Annotated in this window: 20 protein-coding genes; 9 read left to right on the top strand and 11 right to left on the bottom strand. The window is 64.0% G+C overall.

Features of this window, described 5'->3' with window-relative positions:
- Positions 1–121: 121 nt before the first annotated feature.
- Positions 122–997 carry a helix-turn-helix domain-containing protein gene (locus OO306_RS09950; protein ID WP_265968537.1) on the top strand — a complete coding sequence of 292 codons (876 nt, stop codon included), beginning with the start codon at positions 122–124 and terminating at the stop codon, positions 995–997.
- Here the strand turns inward: OO306_RS09950 and OO306_RS09945 are convergent.
- From OO306_RS09945 to OO306_RS09920, 6 genes are all read right to left on the bottom strand, one after another.
- A complete protein-coding gene (locus OO306_RS09945) occupies positions 994–3,384 on the bottom strand; it encodes a TonB-dependent receptor (RefSeq protein WP_265968536.1) in 2,391 nt (796 codons plus the stop codon). The two genes, OO306_RS09950 and OO306_RS09945, sit on opposite strands and share 4 nt — an antisense overlap.
- 172 nt (positions 3,385–3,556) lie before the next feature.
- The gene (locus tag OO306_RS09940) at positions 3,557–4,540 is read right to left on the bottom strand and encodes a FecR domain-containing protein (protein WP_265968534.1); all 984 of its coding nucleotides are present in this window, start codon (positions 4,538–4,540) and stop codon (positions 3,557–3,559) included.
- Complete coding sequence (locus OO306_RS09935) at positions 4,537–5,112, bottom strand: RNA polymerase sigma factor (RefSeq protein WP_265968532.1); 576 nt, start codon at positions 5,110–5,112, stop codon at positions 4,537–4,539. Before OO306_RS09935 ends, OO306_RS09940 begins: the two co-directional genes overlap by 4 nt.
- A 4-nt stretch (positions 5,113–5,116) precedes the next feature.
- Positions 5,117–5,443 carry a DUF3325 domain-containing protein gene (locus tag OO306_RS09930; protein ID WP_265968530.1) on the bottom strand — a complete coding sequence of 109 codons (327 nt, stop codon included), beginning with the start codon at positions 5,441–5,443 and terminating at the stop codon, positions 5,117–5,119.
- Entirely contained in the window at positions 5,437–7,020 is a 1,584-nt protein-coding gene (locus OO306_RS09925) for a PepSY domain-containing protein (protein WP_265968528.1), read from the bottom strand. Before OO306_RS09925 ends, OO306_RS09930 begins: the two co-directional genes overlap by 7 nt.
- Positions 7,017–7,322 carry a DUF3649 domain-containing protein gene (locus OO306_RS09920; protein ID WP_265968527.1) on the bottom strand — a complete coding sequence of 102 codons (306 nt, stop codon included), beginning with the start codon at positions 7,320–7,322 and terminating at the stop codon, positions 7,017–7,019. Before OO306_RS09920 ends, OO306_RS09925 begins: the two co-directional genes overlap by 4 nt.
- A gap of 196 nt (positions 7,323–7,518) precedes the next feature.
- On the opposite strand from OO306_RS09920, the gene OO306_RS09915 reads away from it, so the two are divergent.
- The 5 genes from OO306_RS09915 to OO306_RS09895 all read left to right on the top strand — a co-directional run bounded on the left by OO306_RS09915 (position 7,519) and on the right by OO306_RS09895 (position 12,535).
- Positions 7,519–8,013, top strand: a complete 495-nt coding sequence (locus OO306_RS09915) for a sigma-70 family RNA polymerase sigma factor (protein ID WP_099430410.1) — start codon at positions 7,519–7,521, stop codon at positions 8,011–8,013.
- Positions 8,010–8,936 carry a FecR domain-containing protein gene (locus OO306_RS09910; RefSeq protein ID WP_099430411.1) on the top strand — a complete coding sequence of 309 codons (927 nt, stop codon included), beginning with the start codon at positions 8,010–8,012 and terminating at the stop codon, positions 8,934–8,936. Before OO306_RS09915 ends, OO306_RS09910 begins: the two co-directional genes overlap by 4 nt.
- A gap of 333 nt (positions 8,937–9,269) precedes the next feature.
- Positions 9,270–11,594 (top strand): TonB-dependent Fe(3+) dicitrate receptor FecA, encoded by a 2,325-nt coding sequence (gene fecA, locus OO306_RS09905; protein WP_265968526.1) that lies wholly within the window; start codon positions 9,270–9,272, stop codon positions 11,592–11,594.
- A gap of 180 nt (positions 11,595–11,774) precedes the next feature.
- Positions 11,775–12,122, top strand: a complete 348-nt coding sequence (locus tag OO306_RS09900) for an HPF/RaiA family ribosome-associated protein (RefSeq protein ID WP_027595269.1) — start codon at positions 11,775–11,777, stop codon at positions 12,120–12,122.
- Between the two features lie 122 nt (positions 12,123–12,244).
- Positions 12,245–12,535, top strand: coding sequence for a DUF3509 domain-containing protein (locus OO306_RS09895; protein ID WP_027595268.1), 291 nt, complete (start codon positions 12,245–12,247; stop codon positions 12,533–12,535).
- 3 nt (positions 12,536–12,538) lie between these two features.
- Here OO306_RS09895 and OO306_RS09890 read toward each other — a convergent pair whose 3' ends face one another.
- The gene (locus OO306_RS09890; protein WP_027595267.1) at positions 12,539–13,009 is read right to left on the bottom strand and encodes a phosphate-starvation-inducible protein PsiE; all 471 of its coding nucleotides are present in this window, start codon (positions 13,007–13,009) and stop codon (positions 12,539–12,541) included.
- Between the two features lie 232 nt (positions 13,010–13,241).
- On the opposite strand from OO306_RS09890, the gene OO306_RS09885 reads away from it, so the two are divergent.
- Positions 13,242–13,502: a YebG family protein gene (locus OO306_RS09885; RefSeq protein WP_027595266.1), complete on the top strand. Its 261-nt coding sequence runs from the start codon at positions 13,242–13,244 to the stop codon at positions 13,500–13,502.
- Between the two features lie 104 nt (positions 13,503–13,606).
- On the opposite strand, the gene OO306_RS09880 is transcribed toward OO306_RS09885, so the two are convergent.
- Positions 13,607–14,626, bottom strand: a complete 1,020-nt coding sequence (locus OO306_RS09880; protein ID WP_027595265.1) for a Glu/Leu/Phe/Val dehydrogenase dimerization domain-containing protein — start codon at positions 14,624–14,626, stop codon at positions 13,607–13,609.
- 124 nt (positions 14,627–14,750) lie between these two features.
- On the opposite strand from OO306_RS09880, the gene OO306_RS09875 reads away from it, so the two are divergent.
- Positions 14,751–15,557, top strand: coding sequence for a SirB1 family protein (locus OO306_RS09875; protein ID WP_265968525.1), 807 nt, complete (start codon positions 14,751–14,753; stop codon positions 15,555–15,557).
- Here OO306_RS09875 and maiA read toward each other — a convergent pair.
- Genes maiA through hmgA form a run of 3 tightly spaced genes read right to left on the bottom strand, consistent with a single transcriptional unit; the run spans position 15,551 to position 18,793 of the window.
- Positions 15,551–16,183, bottom strand: a complete 633-nt coding sequence (maiA, locus tag OO306_RS09870) for a maleylacetoacetate isomerase (RefSeq protein WP_265968524.1) — start codon at positions 16,181–16,183, stop codon at positions 15,551–15,553. The two genes, OO306_RS09875 and maiA, sit on opposite strands and share 7 nt — an antisense overlap.
- 12 nt (positions 16,184–16,195) lie before the next feature.
- On the bottom strand, positions 16,196–17,488 hold the full coding sequence (gene fahA / locus OO306_RS09865) for a fumarylacetoacetase (protein ID WP_265968523.1): 1,293 nt from the start codon (positions 17,486–17,488) through the stop codon (positions 16,196–16,198).
- A 3-nt stretch (positions 17,489–17,491) separates the two neighbouring features.
- Positions 17,492–18,793 (bottom strand): homogentisate 1,2-dioxygenase, encoded by a 1,302-nt coding sequence (gene hmgA / locus OO306_RS09860; RefSeq protein WP_265968522.1) that lies wholly within the window; start codon positions 18,791–18,793, stop codon positions 17,492–17,494.
- A 164-nt stretch (positions 18,794–18,957) separates the two neighbouring features.
- On the opposite strand from hmgA, the gene OO306_RS09855 reads away from it, so the two are divergent.
- Positions 18,958–19,740: an IclR family transcriptional regulator gene (locus tag OO306_RS09855; protein WP_027595260.1), complete on the top strand. Its 783-nt coding sequence runs from the start codon at positions 18,958–18,960 to the stop codon at positions 19,738–19,740.
- Positions 19,741–20,150 lie beyond the last annotated feature (410 nt).

The raw sequence follows: 20,150 nt of genomic DNA, 5'->3' as shown, positions 1-20,150 counted from the left end.
GCCAGGGCCCCCAGTGTTCCCCCTGGCCACTGCCCTGCGCTTGCACAAACTTGCGCTTTTCCAACCCAGGTAGCTGTCAGCGCAACGCAAGCGCAGTACGATGGCCCCAGAGGAATCGCCCATGACCCCACTCTCCCAGCTGCACGTCTTCAACGCCATGCACGCCTCGCCCCACGCCCGCCTGGAGCTGAGCGCGCACCTGGGCGACGGCTTGGCTGCGGCGCTGTGGCGCAACCGCGACGATGCCCGCGATTACCAGGCGCCCAGCCATCACACGCTGTCGTGCTACATCGCCGATGGCACTGGCACCTTCCGTCGCCAGCGCCCGGCCGACAAGGGCGCGCCGAACAAGCTGTGCATCATGCCGGCCGGCCATGAGTCGAACTGGGTGGTCAACGGCGCGATTCGCCTGGCGCACCTGTACGTCAGCGAGGCGCAGTTCGCCCTGGGTTGCGTGCGCCTGCTGGACCGTGAGCCGCGGGAATTGCAGCTGCAGGAGGCGACGTTCCTCGATGACCCGCAACAGTCGGCGCGCTTTCGCCAGTTGATCAACCTGGCCTGGGACGAGCCCGGCGAGCGCCTGCTGGCCAGCAGCCTGGCGCATGAAATCGTCGACCACGCAGTGCTCAGCCAGGTTGGGCTACGTCAAGGGCTGCGCCTGAAAGGCGGCTTGGCGCCGAACCTGCGTCGGCAGTTGGTGGAGTACATCGAGGCGCACCTGGACCAGCCCATCACCCTCGGTGAACTGGCCCTGCGCTGCAACCTTTCCGAGTACCACTTCGCGCGCATGTTCCGCACCAGTTTCGGCTTGCCGCCACACCAGTACCTGCTGGCACGACGGCTGCACCGTGCTTGCCAGTTGCTGCGCTTGGGTCACCTGCCGCTGGGAGAGGTGGCGTTGCTGTGCGGGTTTGCCAGTGCCAGCCATTTCAGCAACCGCTTCCGCCAGGCATTCGGAGCGACGCCTGGCGACTATCGCACAGCCTTCAGCACTTAGAACTCGAAGGTGCTGGACAGGCTCACCTGCCGCGCATCGCCAACTGCGACAAAGTACTGGTTCACTGCCGAGCTGTAGTAAACCTTGTCGAACAGGTTCTTCACGTTCAACTGCAGGCGCACGTTGTGTTCGTCGAGCTGGGTCTCGTACGTGGCAAACGCATCAGCAACGGTATAGCTGGGCAGGTCGAAAGTGTTGGTCGAGTTGCCCGAACGCTCGCCCACATAACGGGCCCCAGCACCAAAGCGCAGCCGGTCGCCACCGAACACGCGGCCAAAGTCATACACCGCCGAAAGCGAGCCACTGTGCTTGGCCACGTTCTGCAGGCGGTTGCCTTCAAGGTCCGGGTCTTTGGTGACCTTGGCATCGGTAAAGGCATAACTGCCGATCAGGCTCCAGCGCTCGCTGAGCTGCCCAGTCAGGTCAAGCTCCACACCGCGTGAATTGACCTCGCCAGCATTGCTGTAGACCGTCTCGCCGGTACCCGTGTCGAAGTTGGCGACCAGCACATTGCGCTTGGTGATGTCGAACAGCGCCAAGGTGCCGGTCAGGCTGCCAGGCATGTCGAGTTTGGCCCCCAGCTCCCACGATTTGCCCTCTTCGGGCGCTACCGACGCATCCAGCACCACCCCGCCGGTCAACGGCGCAATGCTGGAGTTGGGCTTGAACGACTCGCTGTAGCTGCCATAGAACGACAGCTGGTCATCGACCTTGTAGACGATGCCGGCATGCGGCACCCAGGCCTGACCGCTAGTGTCGGTATTGGCTTTGAACGGGCGACCGCGGCCGGCGTATTGGTCGAACTGCTGGAAGCGCGCACCGGCCACCAGGATCCAGTGCTCGTCCAGGTGCAAGGCGTCCTGCACGAACAACGCGTCGGTGCGCAGTTTGTCGGTCTGGTCGCTGTCGCTGGCGCGCACGCTGCTGCCCTCCACTTCCTGGCCGTAGACCGGGTTTTCATAGCTGAAGGTAGACTGCGCCGTCTGGCGGATCAGGTCGCCACGAAACACCTTGCGGTCTTCGTGATCGAAGCCGAACAACAGGTCATGCTGCAGGCCGCCCAGCTCGACGTTGCCCGCAAGGCTCAGGGTGGCGAACTGGTCGCGGCTCATGGCGTTGTGCGTGCCGTCGATGCTGCGCGTCAGCGTGCCCGTGGCTTCGTTGACGCCCGTCACGCGGACCTGGCTGGCGTCGTAGGTCTCGCGGTTGAAGCTGTAGCCGAAGTGCAGCTTCCAATCGTCGGCCACTTGATGGTCGACCTCCAGGCGATACAGGTCAGAGCGCCCTTCCATGTCGTTGAATGGCTCATCCAGGCGACGCGTGGCCGGAATGTCCAAGGGGTGGCCGTTGCTGCCAAAGGCCGTGCCGCGGTCGAACGGGTAAAGAAACTCACGGTGCTCGTACGCCACCACCACCTGGGTGTCCTCGCCCAGCCAGGCCAGCGATGGCGCTACCAGCGATTCGCGGTGCACACCGAAGTTGCGCCAGTAGTCCTCATCTTCGTGGTCGACGATCAGGCGGTAGGCGAAGTTGCTGTCGCCGAGTGCGCCGGTGCTGTCGAAACCACCACCGCTGCCATTTTTGCCGCTGCCGTAGGTCGAGCCACGCACTGTCAGGGCGTTGTACTGCTGCAGTTGTGGGCGCTTGCTGACCACGTTGATGACCCCGCCTGGGTCCTGGATGCCATACAGCAGCGAGGCCGGGCCCTTGAGCACTTCGACCCGCTCGGTGCTGGCATTAAGGCTGCGGCCCTGCACGATGGGCATACCGTCACGCATGATCGAGCCGTCGCGGTTGTCGCCAAAGCCGCGCTTCATCACGGTGTCGGAGGTGCCGCCAAAGTTGTTGCCCTGGGTAATGCCGCTGACGTTGGTCAAGGCATCATCGAGGTTGCGCGGGGCCTGGTCGCGAATGACCTGGGCCGGGACCACGTTGATGGCCTGGGGGATGTCCTGGGTCGGGCCCTGGCCACGCATGATCGAGGCCGTGGCCGGGGGCTGATAGCTGTAGGCGTCCATCTGCGAGGTCACGGTGGTGGCCTGCAGGTTGAGTGCACCGTCGCTGCTCACGGCTTCGAGGGTGAAGGTGCGGGCATCGACGCGGCGCCAGGCCAGGCCGGAAGTGCCCAGCAATTGCTGCAGCGCCTGCTCTGCGCTGAAGGTGCCGTTGAGGGCAGGTGCCTGCAGGCCAGGAAGCTCGAGGGTGTACACCACGCTCTGGCCGGTGGCTCGGCTGAAGGCATTGAGCGCCTGGGCCAAAGGTTGGCTCGGCTGGGCAAACGTGTACGCCTGTACTTGCTCGGCTGCCCCGGCCAACGGTGCGATGGCGATGACCGGGCACACCGAAAGGCCGAGCCAGAGGGGGACGCAACGCGGGGTGAACTTCATGGACGCTGACCTGTAAGTGGGTGTTGATTGCGAATGAATCGCACTTCCACTCATTACACGGATGCCACGTCCTGTTACCTCATCCGTTAATTGAATTTTTTTCCTGGGCCAGCCTCTTCGCGGGCAAGTCGGACCGCCGCACCGCCGCTCCCACAGGTTCTGGTACAGGTGCCTAGCGGATAATCGTCAACCGCCCCAATACGGTCTGCCGGGAAAAGCCCATCACATTGCCAAGTGAATCGAGCGCTGCCAAAGGCGCTTGCACCGGGAAACTGCCACTGACCTTGCGCTGCCCCAACTCACCCTCGAGCAGCAGGATGCGCCCCGGGTAGTACCGCCCGAGGTCTTCGACCACCTGCGCCAGCGGCACTTGGTAGTAATTCAGCCAGCCCTGGCGCCAAGCCAGGCGGCTCTCGCTGTCTACGCTCACGGTGCTGGCCGCATGGCCGTGTACGTAAGCCAGCTGCTGATTGGCCGTCAGTTCACGGGCGACCGCGCCTTGCCCCGGCGTCACCGCGACCCGCCCACTGCGCACCGTCACCTGCGCGCCATCCCCCTGCTCACGCACCTCGAACTGGGTGCCCAGCACCCGCACCTCACCGCCTGCGGCAGCGACCAGAAACGGCTCGCCGGTGTGTGTGACCTGGAAGAACGCCGCCCCGCGCAGCAGCCGCACACGGCGCTCGCCCTGGGCGAAGTCGACCGTGATTGCGCTGCCTGCATCTAGTGTTACCTGCGATTGATCGGCCAGGGTCACCTGGCGGACGTTGCCGGCGCTGCTGTAGTCGGCCTGCAGGTCCTGCAGCCAGTAGCCAGGGTGCCAACCCCCCACGGTGCCAACCGCCAGCACCAGGCAGGCTGCAACCGCCAAGGCGGCGACGCGTTGGCGCCAACGGCCTCGGGCAGGCGCCTTGGCCATGGCATCCAGGTACCGTTGCAGGCCCTCGCGCTCTTCATCGGCCAACCGCGCCGCTGGCGCCGCGCTCATCTGCCACAGCGCCTGAGCCTGTGCGTACGCCTCTCGATGCCCAGGGTCGGCCAGCAACCAACGCTTGAACGCCGCACCTTGGGCTTGCTCAGGCTGTTCGTTGATGCGGCTCAGCCACTGCAGCGCGGCCTGTGACTGCGCGGCAGTGATCGGATTCGGACGGCTCATCGACGGGCGCTCCCTGGCCTGCGTAGGGTGGAAACGGGCTCGGCGACACTCGCCTTGCACGCTTCGAGGGCGCGCATCATATGCTTTTCAACGGCGCTCTGGGACAGTTGCATGGCCGTGGCGATCTCGCTGTACGTGCAGCCGTGGATACGATTGAGCAGGAAGATCTGCCGCGTGCGATCGGGCAAGGCACGCAACGCAGCCTCGATGCGTTGCAGGTCGTGATCGACCTCCAGGGCTTGCTCAGGTTCTGCAGCACTGGACTGCTCATCCACGGCTTGCGTGGCTTCGGCCACACGCTCGCGGCTGCCTTCGCTGCGCAAGTGGTCGATGGCAAGGTTGCCGGCGCAGCGCAAAAGGTAGGTGTCCAGTGCTTCCACCTTGACCTCGGGGCGGCGCCAGAAGCGCAGGAACAACTCCTGGACCAGGTCCGATGCCGTGGCCCGGCAACCGACCCGGCGGCTGACCAATGCCTCCATGCGCGCACGCTGCGCCAGAAACACCTGCACGAAGCGCGCACGGCCGCCAGTGTGGTCAGCGTCTGGCTCGATCACGTCAACCGGCTCGCTCAAGGCGTCACACAGCAAGCACGGCCAACAGCGGGCCGAGCACCACGCTGACGGCGGCAAGGCCCAGCAACAGGCGGGGCTGGTACGGCAGGGCGAACACCCACAGGGTCACCCCCGCCATCAACACCGCTATCCATTCCACCAGGCCATGCGCCCAGCCCCGCATGTGCACGCTGAGTACCAGCGACAGCACCAGCAGCAGCCAGCCACCGACGCGCAGCACACGCAGCTGTTGCGCCTGCGGTTTGCGCCCAAGCAGCTCCTTGAAGTGTTTTTCCATGGCCAGGCACAGGGCCACGAAGCCCGCGAAGCCGATCAGCGCACTACCTAACATCCGCTCACCTCGCCGCCCTCGACCGTCGGTTTTTGGGCCGCGCGTGAGGCGCGCTTGGTAACAGGCTTTGCCGGGCGCAGCATTTTGCTGGCCGTCCAGGCCAGGAACACGCCGGTGGCCAGCGCCGTGAGGTCGAACCCGGCCATGGCCCAGTCGCCAGACCGCAATGACTGATCGAGGCCCTGGCCTGTGGTGAGGCCATTGAGCAGCGGCAGCAAGGCGAAGGCCAGCGCCCCCAGCGCCAGTTGCTCGCCCCAGGCGCGGCGCCCGGAACGCAGCACGGCATGCACCAGCGACAGTGCCCAGACCAGGAAGAACGTGTTGACCTCCCAATCGGCGCGGCCCTCGGCAGCCACAGGGATCAGCCGATTGGCCCAGAAGAACCCTGCCACCGCTAGCAGCAGGCCACTCATGCTGGCAATGTTGAGCACCTCGACCAAGCGCAATTCGCCGGGCATGTGCGCGCTCTTGGCATGCTTGAGCTGACGCTTGCCCAGCCACATCACCAACCCTGTGCCGATGACTGCTGTGCCGGCCACGCCGAAGACAAAGTACAACCAGCGCAGCCAGGGCCCGGCGAAATTGCCCATGTGCAGGCCGGCAAAACTGAAGGCCGTCATCATCGCACCACTCTCCGGTGCACCTTGGGTCAGCAGCGCGCCGCTGGCGCCATCGAAGGTCCAGTGGGTGCTGCGCCGGTAGGCGACGTTGTCGGCCGAGGACTGGGTGAAGGTGACCCGGGCATTACGGTCACCGGGGTTTTGCAGCTGGATGAAACCGATGCGTGCACCCGGCGCCAGTTCCTCGACTTTGGCGTACAGCGTCGGCAACGGCACCAGGGGCGTCGCGACGTTGGCAACCTTGGGCGCATCGTCGCGGCCGAACAGCTCGTTGAAGTACTCGCCGGTATTGCCGCCATAGCTGGCCAGAATGCCGGCAGGCATCACCATGTACATGAACAGCACCAGGCTGCTGTAGCTGATCATCAGGTGGAACGGCAGCACCAGCACGCCGATTGCGTTGTGCCCGTCCAGCCAGGAGCGCTGGCCTTTGCCAGGGCGGAAGGTGAAAAACTCTTTGAAGATCTTCTTGTGGGTGATGATCCCGGTAACCAAGCCCAGCAGCATGATGAAGGCACAGAACGTCGACAGCCAACGGCCGAACGGGTACGGCATCTCCAGCTGGAAGTGGAAGCGGTAGAAGAATTCGCCGCCACGGCTATCGCGCGCCTCGACTGGCTGGCCAGTCTGCGCATCGAGGCTTTTGCTGACAAAGCCGCGGCGCCCCGCCTCGGGGTCGCGCCAGCCCACGTTCAGCGCCGCCTCGCGCGCGTTGGGCAAGCGGATCATCCAGTTGCTGGCGTGCGCGGCGTTGGCCTCCAGGTAGCGCTGGGCCAAGCCCAGGCTGTTTACCGGGTCGAGCGCATGGCTGCGCACCTCGGGCTGGGTCCAGTGGTTGATCTCGTCCTTGAAGTACGAAAGCGTGCCAGTAAGGAAGATGGCGAACAGCAACCAGCCGAAGATCAGGCCGGTCCAGGTGTGCAACCAGGCCATGGCCTGGCGAAAGCCTTCTTTCATGGGTTTTTCATCCAGTAGGCAAAACCGCTGACCGCGCCCAGCAGCACGCTTGGCAACAGCACGCCCCACCAGGCACGCCAGGCGCTACGGCAAGCGAAGCACCAGATGAACGCCAGCACGTAGAAGACGAACGACAACAGCAAGCCTGTGAGGGTCGCGTCGACCCGTGGCAAGGGCGCCAGCAGGGCGATGCTGACACTGGCCATGGATGCCAGCAGATAACCGCCCAGCGTTGCAGCCAGGCAGCGTGAGGCCACGGCCAGGCGGTAGCTGAGCGGGAGACCGGCGGCGTTGCGCTTCATGGCGGAGGTCCGGGCATTTTCGGGGCTGCAATAATAATGATTTCAATTCGCATAAGCAAAATATTGCCGCTGCGTAGCCGCCCATCGCTGACGGGCCGGCGATCCGCCCCTGGAGGATTGCCGAGCACCGGGTCGCCCACTACAATGCGAACAATTATTACTTCCAATCGCGCATCTTGGCGCCGGAGTATCCACGGTGTCCAGCGCCCTTTCCTCCACGGTCGAAGGCCTCTATCACGCCCATCACAACTGGCTGACCGGCTGGTTGCGCCGCCGCCTTGGCTGCCCGCAGAGTGCCGCCGACCTGGCGCAGGACACTTACGTACGCCTGCTTCAAGCACGCGAGACACCGCAATTGATCGAACCCCGGGCGTTCCTGGCCACGGTCGCCAAGCGGGTGCTGTGCAATCACTTTCGGCGCCAGGAACTGGAACGCGCCTACCTCCTAGCCTTGGCCCAAGTGCCGGAAGACGTGGCACCGAGCGAAGAACAGAAAGCGATCATCTTCGAGACGCTGCTGGAGCTCGACCGCCTGCTGGATGGCCTGCCAGCGCTGGTCAAGCGTGCCTTCCTGCTGGCGCAGGTCGACGGCCTGGGCCAAGGCGAAATCGCGCGTGAGCTGAACGTGTCACTGGCCACGGTCAAACGCTACCTGAACAAGGCGGCCATGCGCTGTTACTTCGCCCTGTGAATACCCAGTTTTCTCCGCAGGTAGCCGAGCAGGCCGTGCATTGGTTGATCGAGTCCCAGGGTGATGATTTTGACCGGGCCCAGCAGTTGGCGCTGGAGCACTGGTTACAAGCCGACCACGAACACCAGCGCGCCTGGGCGCATATTCAGCAGGTCAATCAGCGGTTACGCGGGGTGGCTTCGCCCGTGGTGCATGCGACGCTGCAAGCGCCACCATCGGCCGCTCGACGGCGTGCGCTCAAGGCCCTGTTGTTGCTCGGTGTGGCCAGTGCCACAGGGTTGGGGCTGCAGCAGCACAACCCGTTGCCAGGGCTAATGGCCGACTACCGCAGCCCGGTCGGCCAGCGTCGGCGGCTGAACCTGGAAGACGGCAGCCTGCTGCAACTCAATACCCGTAGCGCCGCCGATGTGCGCTTTGATGGGCACCAGCGGGTGGTGCGCCTGCTCGAAGGCGAACTGGCGCTGGAGGTGGCCAAGGATGCCCGGCCCTTGCTGCTGCGCACCGGCGAAGCTGCGCTGCAGTTGGACAGCGGCCGTTTCAACGTGCGCCAGTACGACGGGTTCAGCCTGGTGTCGGTGTTCAGTGGCGTCGCCACTGTGTCGGGTGAGGCCTTGCTGGCAGGGCAACAGGCCCGATTGGGGGGCAACGGCTGGCGGGCGGTCACAGCGCTGGACCGCAATGCCGGGGCCTGGGTCGACGGCATGCTGGTAGCGTCGCAGATGCGCCTGGGGGATTTCCTGGCCGAGCTCGGCCGCTACCGGCAGGGGCAACTGGGGTGCAGCGAGCGGGTTGCCGACTTGCGGATTTCAGGGTCTTACCCGCTGGATGACAGTGAGCGAATACTGCAGATGCTGGAGGTGGCATTGCCGGTGCGGGTGCGACGGTTTACCCGGTACTGGGTGACGGTCGATAGCCTGACATGAGGTCGCCGGGCCTACACGTACAGCGCCACCCTCGCAATCACTACAGCCCCTATGGGAGCAACTGTCTTGCGCAATTTCTAAAAATTGACGCGTGGGAGCGGGCTTGCCCCGCGAACACCGGCGAAGCCGGTGCCATGCACCGCGTATCCCCATTCGCGGGACAAGCCCGCTCCCACAGGGTCCTCACAAGGTCTGAGCCTGCGCAGTTACCTGTGGACGCTGGCTTGCCGGCCATAGGCTGCACAGCAGCCGCAGATTTTTTGCATTCACCTGAGCCATTTCCCAACGTTCGCGTGACAGACAAGGCAAACCCCTTCTCTCAGGACCTCACCCATGCCGTTGCGCCCCAACCCCCTCGTCCACGCCCTGCTGCTCGCCACCACCCTCGGCCTCGCCAGCCCCGCGGCCCACGCCGAAGCGCGCACCTACCACATCGCCGCCGGCTCCCTTGAAGACGCCCTCAACCAGTTCGGTCGCGAGAGCGGCGCATTGATCTCGTTCGGCTCGCAACTGACCCAAGGCATGAACACCCCAGGCCTGGACGGCCAGTACGATGTGCGCCAGGGCCTCGACGCGCTGCTGCGCGGCAGTGGCCTGCAAGCCCGGCAAGAAACCGACAACGCCTTCAGCCTGCAGCCGCTGAGTGCCGCCAGCACCAGCGCCGCCGTCGAGCTGGGGGCTTCAACGGTGGTCGGCGACTGGTTGGCCGAAGCCCAGCAAGACAACGTCTTCGAACACCCCGGCGCCCGCGACGTCGTGCGCCGTGAAGCCTTCGAACGCAGCGGCGCCACCACCGCGCGCGAAGTGCTCAACCGCATCCCTGGGGTGAATGCGCCAGACAACAACGGCACCGGCAGCCATGACCTGGCACTGAACTTTGGTATCCGTGGCCTCAACCCACGCCTGGCGTCGCGCTCCACCGTGCTGATGGACGGCATCCCGGTGCCGTTCGCGCCGTACGGCCAGCCTCAGTTGTCACTGGCGCCGATCAGCATGGGCAACATGGATGCCGTGGACGTGGTGCGCGGCGGCGGCGCAGTGCGCTATGGCCCGCAGAACGTCGGCGGCATCGTCAACTTCGTGACCCGTGCAATCCCTGAGGAGGCCACCTTCAAGGCCGCCATGCAAAACCAGATCAGCCCGTCCTCGAGCCACGACGGTTTCAAGAACAGCGCCAACCTGCTGGTCGGCGGCACCAATGCCAACGGCCTGGGCGGCGCCCTGCTCTACTCTGGCACCCGTGGCGGCGACTGGCGCGAGCACAGCGACACGCAGATCGATGACCTGATCCTCAAGGGCAAGCTGCAACTGGATGAGGCCAACAGCCTGCACGCCATGGCCCAATACTACGAAGGCGAAGCCGACATGCCCGGCGGCCTGAGCACCGCCGATTTCGATGCCGACCCTTACCAGTCGACGCGCCTGAAGGACAAGTTCTGGGGCCGTCGCACGCTGGTCAACGTCGGCTACGACTACAAGCAAGACGACCGCCAGTTCAGCGTCAACAGCTTCTTCACCAAAACCCTGCGCAGTGGCTACCTCGACCAGGGCAGCTTCGTTTCGCTGTCGCCGCGCGAATACTGGGTGCGCGGTATCGAAACCCGGTTCTCCCAAGGCGTTGCGCTGGGTGACAGCTGGCACGAACTGGGCATCGGCTACCGCTATGTCAACGAAGCCGGCCACGAATTGCGCTTCCGCGAACCAGTCAACGGGGACCTGCCGACCACTGCCAGCCGCAACGACCGCGATACCCGCGGCAGCACCGAAGCCCACGCCATCTACCTGGACGACCGTATCGACATCGGCCGCTGGACCATCACCCCGGGCGTACGCTACGAGATGATCGACTCCGAACAGAGCAACACGCTCAATGGCCAGCGTTACCAGGGCAGCTACAACACCGCGTTGCCGGCGTTGAACGTGATGTACCACCTCACCGAAAGCTGGAACCTGTATGCCAACACCGAGGGTTCGTTCGGCAGCGTGCAGTACAGCCAAATGCCCAACCGTGTCAGCAGCGGTGAAGTAAAACCCGAAAAAGCCCGCACCTGGGAAGTCGGCACCCGCTACGACAATGGCGACGTGCAAGCGGAGATCGGCGCGTTTCTGATCAACTTCGACAACCAGTATGAAAGCAACCAGACCAACGATTCGGTGATTGCACGCGGTGAGACCCGTCACCAAGGCATCGAGACCAGCATCCGCTATGCCCTCGACGGCCTGAGCCCGGCACTGGCCGGCTTCGACGTGCATGCCAGCTACGCATTCGTCGATGCCACCATTCGCGAAGACGGCCCGAACAAGGGCAATCAGGTGCCGTTCTCTTCACGGCACAAGGGCACCTTGGGCGTCGGCTACACCGAAGGCCCGTGGCAGTTGGACCTGGATAGCAGTTTCCAGAGCAGCCAGTATGCCGACAACACCAATACCGGCGAGGAAAGTGCCGATGGCAGCACCGGGCGTATCCCCGGCTACATGCTGGTCAGCACCCGCGCCGGGTATGACTTTGGCCCGCAGCTGTCGAACCTGAAGGTGGCGGTAGGCGTGAAGAACCTGTTCAACCGCGAGTACTACACGCGTTCGTTCGACGACAACAACAAGGGTAAGTATGTGGGTGAACCACGGACCCTCTACGTGCAGACCTCGGTAGCCTTCTGACGAAACCCGGGGGTCGCTGCGCGGCCCTCGCCTTGCAGTTGCAACAAGAAATTTATTTTCAAAAAGGGCTTGAAATCATTCCGCCGTTGCCTGACCTTAGAGTCAAGAGGCGCAGAAATTCCAAGGGTCTCAAGGGCCTAGGCACGCCTCCATGCGAGCAAGCTGAATAAGGATTGAATCATGCAAATCCAGGTCAACAGCAGCAACCATATCGAAGGTAACGCCCGGCTCGACGAGTGGGTCCGCAGTACGCTGGAAAGCTCACTGGAACGTTACGAGGACGACCTCACCCGCATCGAGGTGCACCTGCGCGACGAGAACGGCGCCAAACCCGGACCGCATGACAAACGTTGCCAAATGGAGGCTCGCCCGAAAGGCCACCAACCGATTTCCGTGACCCACACCGCCACCTCGCTGGACCAGGCGGTCGATGGCGCCGCCACCAAGCTCAACCACGCGCTTGAACACTTCTACGGCAAGTTGCGCAGCAAGCGCGGCGTGCTGGAGCTAAGTGACCCCGACGCCTGAGGGTGGTAACAAAACGCCCGGCCTAGTGCCGGGCGTTTTCGTTTCTGTCGATCAACGGCGCTGAACCAACGCGCGCTCATGCCGGTCAACCCCTGCACTCAATCGCTGCAGAACGCATGACCATGAACAACCCCTTCGCACAGATCAGCGCCGCCTTCGCCCCCGAGTACCGGGTCAACCTGAGCATCGTCGACCTGGATGGCAGCATCATGCTCACCCTCGCCGACGACGCTGGCGTGGTCGCCAAGCGCCTGATCAGCCAGGCCCAGCGCAACGACCCGGTTCGCCTGCAGCGGGTCATCGACAGCATCCGCCTGGGCCTGGCCATCGAACTGAGCCAGAACCCGATGCAAGTGCTCGCCGCACTCACCCGCGATGCGCAGCATGCACCGCGTCATTTCGTGGCCAACTGAGGGCTACTTGCCCTCGTCCACTTCCTTGCCATTGGCATCCAGCACCTTGGTCGAGGGGTAGCGGTACGACGCGTAGCGCACCACCAGGATCGAGAACGCCAGCAACAGGATGCCACCGCACAGGTACAACAGCCCCTCGTCCGGCGCCTTGTGGTGCGAGACATCGCCAATCAGCAGGCGGGTCAATGCGGTGATCGCCACGTACAGCAAAAAGCGGATGGGCATGTGGTTGGTCTTGAAGTAGATCCCGACCATGGCCCCCAGCTCCAGGTAGATGAACAGCAGCAGGATGTCATCGACACTGACCCCGCCCTTGCCGAGCATGTCCAGGAAGGTCATCACCGCCGCGTAGGCGGTGATGGCGCCAATGCCGAACAGCGCCAGATAATGGAATGCCTCGACGCACAGGTTGCCCAGCGAGTCGGCCGAGCCGTGCAGGCCCTTGCGCAGCTTTTCAGCCCATTTGATGTTCACGATTGTCCCATTCCCCGATACGCCATGAAGGATGATGCGTCACCTGTGTGACGCTTGTGCCATGCAGTTAAAGGGCCAGGCCCTCGCCTTGGAAGGCGACCGATTGCCGCAAGGCACCTGTGGGCTACGCTTTTGCGGGAAGATTCTGGTTGCGCAACGATACCCAATGCCATTACTGTATAAAGATACAGTAAAACGCAACCCAACCAGCAAAAAGGCATAGAGGTGATGAATGGCCGTCGAAGTGGTGTACCGCAGCAGCCGCGACCCGGAGCGCTTGTTCATGGATAAGGCCGAAGCAGATCGTCACGACAAGATGCTCGAACTGGCCGAGCGCCTGGCAGAAGTGCTGCACAAGGCGGTGCCATCGCTGACCGAGCAACAGGTCGAGGAAGCCGGTATCTACATGGCCAAGAACCGCGACGTGTTCGCCCGGGCGTTCAAGAGCCAGCCAGATGCGTTGGCAGAGTTGCTCGAAGGCCAAGCCCAGTAAGAGCAGCCTTGGGCTGCGAAGAGGCCCTTGAAGTCGAACTATTAATGCTAGCCATACCGGCCCTTTCGCAGCACAAGGCTGCTCCTACAGGGGGGGCGTCAGGCTTAGCCGTAGAGCAGCCGCTCTGCCAGCATCTGCGCCACCCGCGCCGGCGAGCGCTTCTCTGCCTGGGCATGGCCAAACACTTCGGTGAGCCGCGTAGGAATGCGCGCCAGGTGCGCGGTGATGGTCCCCAGGTCTTCGCCCCGATGGGTCAACGCTACGTAGATCAGCCCACCGGCATTGATCACATAGTCGGGCGCATACAGTATCCCGCGCGATTCCAATTGGTCGGCAACCTGCAGGGTGGTCAGCTGGTTGTTCGCCGCCCCCGCCACCGCCGCACAGCGCAGCTGCATCACGCTCTGCCCGTTCAGCACAGGCCCTACGCCACACGGGGCGAAGATGTCGCAGGGGGTGCTGATCAAGGCATCGTTGGTCACCGGGTGGGCATTGAACTGCTCGACCGCCAACCGCACCCGCCCGGGGTCCAGGTCGCTCACCAACAGCTCCGCACCCGCCGCGTGCAGTTGCTCGGCCAAGGCATAGCCGACGTTGCCCAGCCCTTGTACGGCCACCCGCAAGCCTTCCAGGTTGTTACTGCCCAGCCGTGCTTTCGACGTGGCGCGGATGCCGGCGAACACGCCCATGGCGGCATGGGGCGAAGGGTCCCCCGAGGCTGTTGTGCTGGTCACATGCGGCGTGCTCTGCGCGATGCAGTCCATATCCACCGTCGAGGTACCGCTGTCCACAGCCGTGATGAAGCGCCCCTGCAAGGTATCGACGAAACGGCCGAACGCCTCGAACAGCGCAGCGCGGTTTTCCACATGGGGGTTGCGCATGATCACTGCCTTGCCGCCGCCCAAGGCCAAACCGGCCAGCGCGGCCTTGTAGCTCATGCCCTGGGCCAAGCGGATCGCGTCGACCATGGCGCTCTCGTCATCGGCGTAAGGCAGGTAGCGACAACCGCCCATGGCGGGGCCCAGCTGCTCGCTGTGGATCGCCACCACCGCCTTCAACCCCGTTGGCGGGTCGATGAACAGGTGCAGCGATTGGGTACGGGTGCTTTGCATTAGCGCGAACATCGACGGGCTCCCCAGCGAGGTGCTCCTATCAGTATAGGCAGGCCCAAGTGCGGGAAGCCTCGGTCAGACCACTGGACGAAACCGCGCGCCACAGCTAATAGTTAAACGTGTGTGGAGAAGCCCCATGAAGCCACGTCAAGCCTGCCTGGCCTGCCTGAAACGCGAGCCTGTCGCCCTGCTGGAAGCCGCATTGTGGATGGCCGCCGAGCACGACCGAAGTGTCGAGCCCGCGAACAGCCTTGCCCTGCTGCACGACTTGCACCGCGAGATCAGCGCCAACCTGCCGATGCTGCCCCTGTGCGAACTGGCCCAGCCGCTGCTGCGCCAACTCAATGCACTGGGCTTTCAACAAGATGAATATCACCCGTTGCGGCCGCACGCGGCGATGATGGACAAAGTGCTGCAGCGCCGCCGTGGGCAGCCATTGACCTTGGCCATCCTGGCCCTGGAGCTGGCTGGGCGGCTGTCGATCCCGCTGGAAGGCGTTGCATTTCCCGGCCACTTCCTGCTGCGCGTACCCGGTGCCGACCACCTGCTCGACCCTTGCGGCGGCAGGCGCTTGTACCCCAGCGATTGCCGCGACCTCCTCGCCCGCCAGTTCGGCCCACACGTGCCGCTGAGTGCAGAGCACATGCGCACGGCCAGCCCTCGGCAAATGCTGCAACGCCTGTCACGCAACCTGCGCCAATTGCACATCAGCAACGACAACCACCTGGCGGCGTTGATCGACGCCGAACGGGTAATGCAGCTGGGCCCGGTGCAAGTCAGCGACTACACCACCCGCGCATCGCTCTACCAGTTTCTGGATTGCCCGCAGGCCGAACGTTTCGACCTGGAGCATGCCCTGCTACTCACAGAAGACCCGGTCCAGCGCCTGAAGCTTTCCGAGCGGATCGGCAAACTCCCGACGGTGAACCGTTCGATTCACTGAGCCGGGGTATCCGGCTGCTGCGAAGGATGCGCCTGGATGAACGCCAGGTGCTGGGCTGCCAGGGCGGCGACCCGACGAATGCGCGGGTAACCGCCCAGGTCGATGTTGAACCGCTCGGCAGCGTACACCTGCGGCAGCAAGTAAACATCCGCCAAGCCCGGCGTGTCGCCAAAGCAGAAGCCGTGGTCGCCGATCAGTTGCTCGACCGCCGACAGTCCTTGGCCGACCCAGTGCGCGATCCACTGGTTGACCTGAGGCTCGTCCTGCCCTGCCTGGCGCAGCAGGTTGAGCACGCTGACGTTGTGCAACGGGTGGATGTCGCAGCCGATGATCGCTGCCACACCGCGCACCTTGGCTCGCGCCTCGGCCGTGTCCGGCAGCAGCGCAGGGTGTGGATAAACCTCTTCCAGGTACTCGATGATCGCCGGTGACTGCACCAACAGCGCACCGCTGTCGGTGCGCAGGGCCGGTACACGGCCCTGCGGGTTCACGGCGACATAGTCCGCACCGCGCTGCTCGCCCTTGAGCAGGTTGACCGGCAAGGACTGGTAACCCAGCCCCTTCAGCGCCAGCGCGATGCGCACCCGGTAGGACGAGGTGGAACGGTAGTAGGTGTACAGCTCCATACCCCTGCCCCCTCAGTTGGCTGCGATGACTTTGCCGCGGCATTCGCCGAAGCCGATGCTGGCCACGCCATCACGCGTGCAACGGGCACGCAGGATGATTTCGTCGCCGTCTTCGAGGAACTTGCGCACCTCACCGCTGGCCAGTTCCACCGGCTGCTTGCCGCCCTCGGTGATCTCTAGCAGGCTGCCAAAAGAGCCCGGCGTTGCCCCCGACAGCGTGCCCGAACCGAACAGGTCGCCCGGTTGCAGCTGGCAACCGTTGACGCTGTGGTGGGCAACCATCTGCGCCACGGTCCAGTACATGCTGCGGGTGTTGCTCAGGGTCAGCCGGTGAGCCGCAATGCCTTGCTCGCGCATGCGCTCGGTCAGCAGCAGCACTTCCAGTTCGATATCGAACGCACCCTTGGCCTGGTCACGTGCATCCATCAGGTAGGACAGCGGCTGCGGATCGCCTTGCGGGCGCGCCGGCTGCGCAGTGCGGAACGGCTCCAGGGCCTCGGCGGTCACCACCCAGGGCGAAATGCTGGTAATGAAACTCTTGGACAAAAACGGCCCCAGTGGCTGGTATTCCCAGGCCTGGATATCACGCGCCGACCAGTCGTTGAGCAGGCAGAAGCCGGCGACGTGCTCGGCGGCATCACCCACCGGGATCGACTCGCCCATGTCGTTGCCCTGGCCAATCCAGATACCCAGCTCCAGCTCGTAGTCCAGGCGCGCGCAGGGCCCGAAGCTTGGCTCGGTGTGCCCGGCCGGCAGGGTTTGGCCTTTGGGTCGGCGCACATCGGTACCGGAGGGACGAATGGTCGAAGCGCGACCGTGGTAACCGATCGGCACATGCTTGTAGTTGGGCAGCAGCGGGTTGTCCGGGCGGAACAGCTTGCCGACGTTCTTGGCGTGTTCGATGCCGACGTAGAAGTCGGTGTAGTCCCCGATCTTCGCCGGCACATGCAGTTGGCAATCACTGGCTGGGTAAAGCGCGGTTTTCAGCGCCGACTGGTGTTCGCTGTGTTCGCCGAGCAGCGCCAGCAGGCGCTCACGCAGGGCGACACGGGCGCCACGGCCGAGGGCGAAGAAGGCGTTCAGCGCACCACCGCGGGTAGCCTCCACCGCAGCCTTGGCCTCGCCGTCGAACAAGCCCGCAGCGAGCACCGCTTCCAGGTCAAGGATGGCATCGCCGATGGCCACGCCGCAGCGCAGCGCTTCACCCGGCCGGCTGAAGATGCCCAACGGCAGGTTTTGCAGCGGGAAATCGCTGTGCCCGTTGGCATGCTCGACCCAGCTACGGGTAATGGCGGTCTGGTTCATGGGTTATCTCCGGTTCGGGTTGAAGGTGCTCGGCAAGGTGGCCCAGCAACTATCGTAGTCGGCCTGCAATTGCGGGCATTCGAGCGCATGGCGGCTCGGGCGCAGCACTTGGCTGGTCTCGAACATGAAGGCCATGGTGTTGTCGATCTTGTGCGGCGCGAGGTCGGCGGCGATGGCCTTGTCGCAAGTCTCGGCGTCGGGGCCATGGGCGCTCATCACCCCGTGCAGCGAAGCGCCGCCCGGCAGGAAACCCTCGGCCTTGGCATCGTAGGCACCCTGGATCAGGCCCATGAACTCGTTCATCAGGTTGCGGTGGAACCATGGCGGACGGAAGGTGTTCTCGGCCACCATCCAGCGCGGCGGGAAGATCACGAAGTCCATGTTGGCCAGGCCATGCACGCTGGTGGGTGACGTCAGCACGGTGAAGATGGACGGGTCTGGGTGGTCGAAGCTCACCGTACCGATGGTGTTGAAGCGGCGCAGGTCGTATTTGTAGGGCACGTTGCTGCCATGCCAGGCGACCACGTCCAGCGGCGAATGCTGCAGCTCGCAGGCCCAGTGTTCGCCGAGGAACTTCTGCACCAGTTGCACCGGGCCCTCGGCTTCTTCGTAATGCGCCACCGGCGTGAGGAAGTCACGCGGGTTGGCCAGGCCGTTGCTGCCGATGGGCCCGAGGTCCGGAATGCGCAGCGGCGCGCCGTGGTTTTCAGCCAGGTAGCCACGCGCCTGGCCATCGAGCAGCTCGACGCGAAACTTCATGCCCCGTGGGATCACTGCGATTTCCAGCGGCTCGACGTCCATGACCCCAAGCTCGGTAGCGATGCGCAGGCGGCCCTGTTCCGGCACCAGCAGCACCTCACCGTCGGCATTGAAGAACACCCGCTCCATGGAGCGGTTGGCACTGTAGATGTAGATGCTCACGCCCGCCGGTTTATCTGCGGGCGCGTTGGCCACCATCGGCACCCAGCCTTCGATGAAATCGGTGGGCTCGGCAGGGATGGGTTGCGGGTTCCAGCGCAGGCGGTTTGGGGTGACGGCGCCCAGCGGCCCACTCAGCGGCTGACGTGCCAGGCGCTCGAAGCGTGGGTGCAGTGCAGACGGGCGGATGCGGTACAGCCAGGTGCGGCGCAACTCACTGCGGGTCATGGTGAACGCCGTGCCCGAAAGCAGTTCGGCATACAAGCCGTAGGGGGCTTTCTGCGGCGAATTCTGCCCGACCGGCAATGCACCTGGCAGTGCTTCGCTGGCGAACTCGTTGCCGAAGCCGCTCAGGTAGTGAAGGTCGGGGGACGTGTCGCGGTTCATCGATGCCTCCGGGCTCTGGCAGAGCCGTTGCTGGCAGCTGGCTGCTGGGGTGGCAGCACGTCTGCATTGTTTTTATCGTAATCAGATTACGAATAACGTAATTTGCTACGGGCAAGGCGTCAAGCTATAAAGGCGCGACTCGACGAATCCGGATACCTATGCCCATGGCCAAAGCCAGCTCACCCACCGATAACGGCAAGCAGAAGGTCCGCTCGGCGGAAGTCGGCACCGATATCCTCAAGGCACTCGCCGAACTCTCCCCCTCCACGTCCCTGTCACGCCTGGCGGAGCATGTGCAGATGCCGGCCAGCAAGGTGCACCGCTACCTGCAGGCGCTCATTGCCAGCGGTTTTGCCGAACAGGATGCGGCCACCAACCACTATGGCCTGGGGCGTGAGGCGTTGCGCGTGGGGTTGGCGGCATTGGGCAGCATCGATGTGCTGAAGATTGCGGCGCTGCCGTTGTCGCAGCTGCGCGATGAACTGAACGAGAGCTGCTTCATTGCCGTTTGGGGCAATCAGGGCGCGACCGTGGTCAGCATCGAGCCTGCGGTGCGTGCGGTTACGGTGGTGACCCAGATCGGGTCGGTGCTGCCGCTGCTCAGTTCGTCGACCGGCCTGGTGTTCGCCGCCTACCTGCCAGCACGCGAAACTGACGAGTTGCGTGATCGGGAACTGGCAGCGCTGCAGCACAGCGCCAGCGACTATGCGGCCGTGCTGGAGGGCATCCGTGAACGTGGCCTGCACCATGTGCATGGCCTGTTGATGCCCGGCGTGGATGCCCTGTCAGCACCGGTATTCAACGCCCTGGGCCAGATCGCTGCGGTGATGACCGTGGTCGGCCCGACGTCGATTTTCCATGCCGATGAGCACGGCCCTGCGGCGCAACGGTTGCTGGCTGCAGCGCGGGATACCAGCTGGCGGATGGGGTACGCGGCTGAAGGGTGAGCGGGGTGGGCACTATTGCCCGAAACGTAAAGGTGAATGTCATAAGCGGGTATTTTTCCTACAGGATCAAGCGCTTATTCTTAACTCACTGGCCGGCATGAAGGGCACTACCCCCCCGCCCTTCAGGCCTGCGAGGTTCACCGACGTAGATTTTGAAGCTCCTTGATCTAACGTCTCGATTGGCCGCTGCGATTGCAGCGGCTTTTTTTTTGCCTGGTGTTTGTTAGGTGATAGCGTTAGGGCCGCCGGGGTATGGCGATAGATTTTTAGCGCCGATGAGATAGAGCGCCGCCCGCGCGGCGATTCGCAGCACAAGGCTGCTCCTACATCTGTTTCGGGCCAATTATTCCTGGGGTTTGGGCGCCGCCCATCTCCTGTAGGAGCAGCCTTGTGCTGCGAAGCGCCGCGCA

This window comes from Pseudomonas sp. DCB_AW (assembly GCF_026240895.1).
GTDB classification, from domain to species: Bacteria; Pseudomonadota; Gammaproteobacteria; order Pseudomonadales; family Pseudomonadaceae; genus Aquipseudomonas; species Aquipseudomonas kermanshahensis.
The sequence above is the reverse complement of the archived record's forward strand: the minus strand, read 5'-3'. Positions and strand labels throughout refer to the sequence as shown.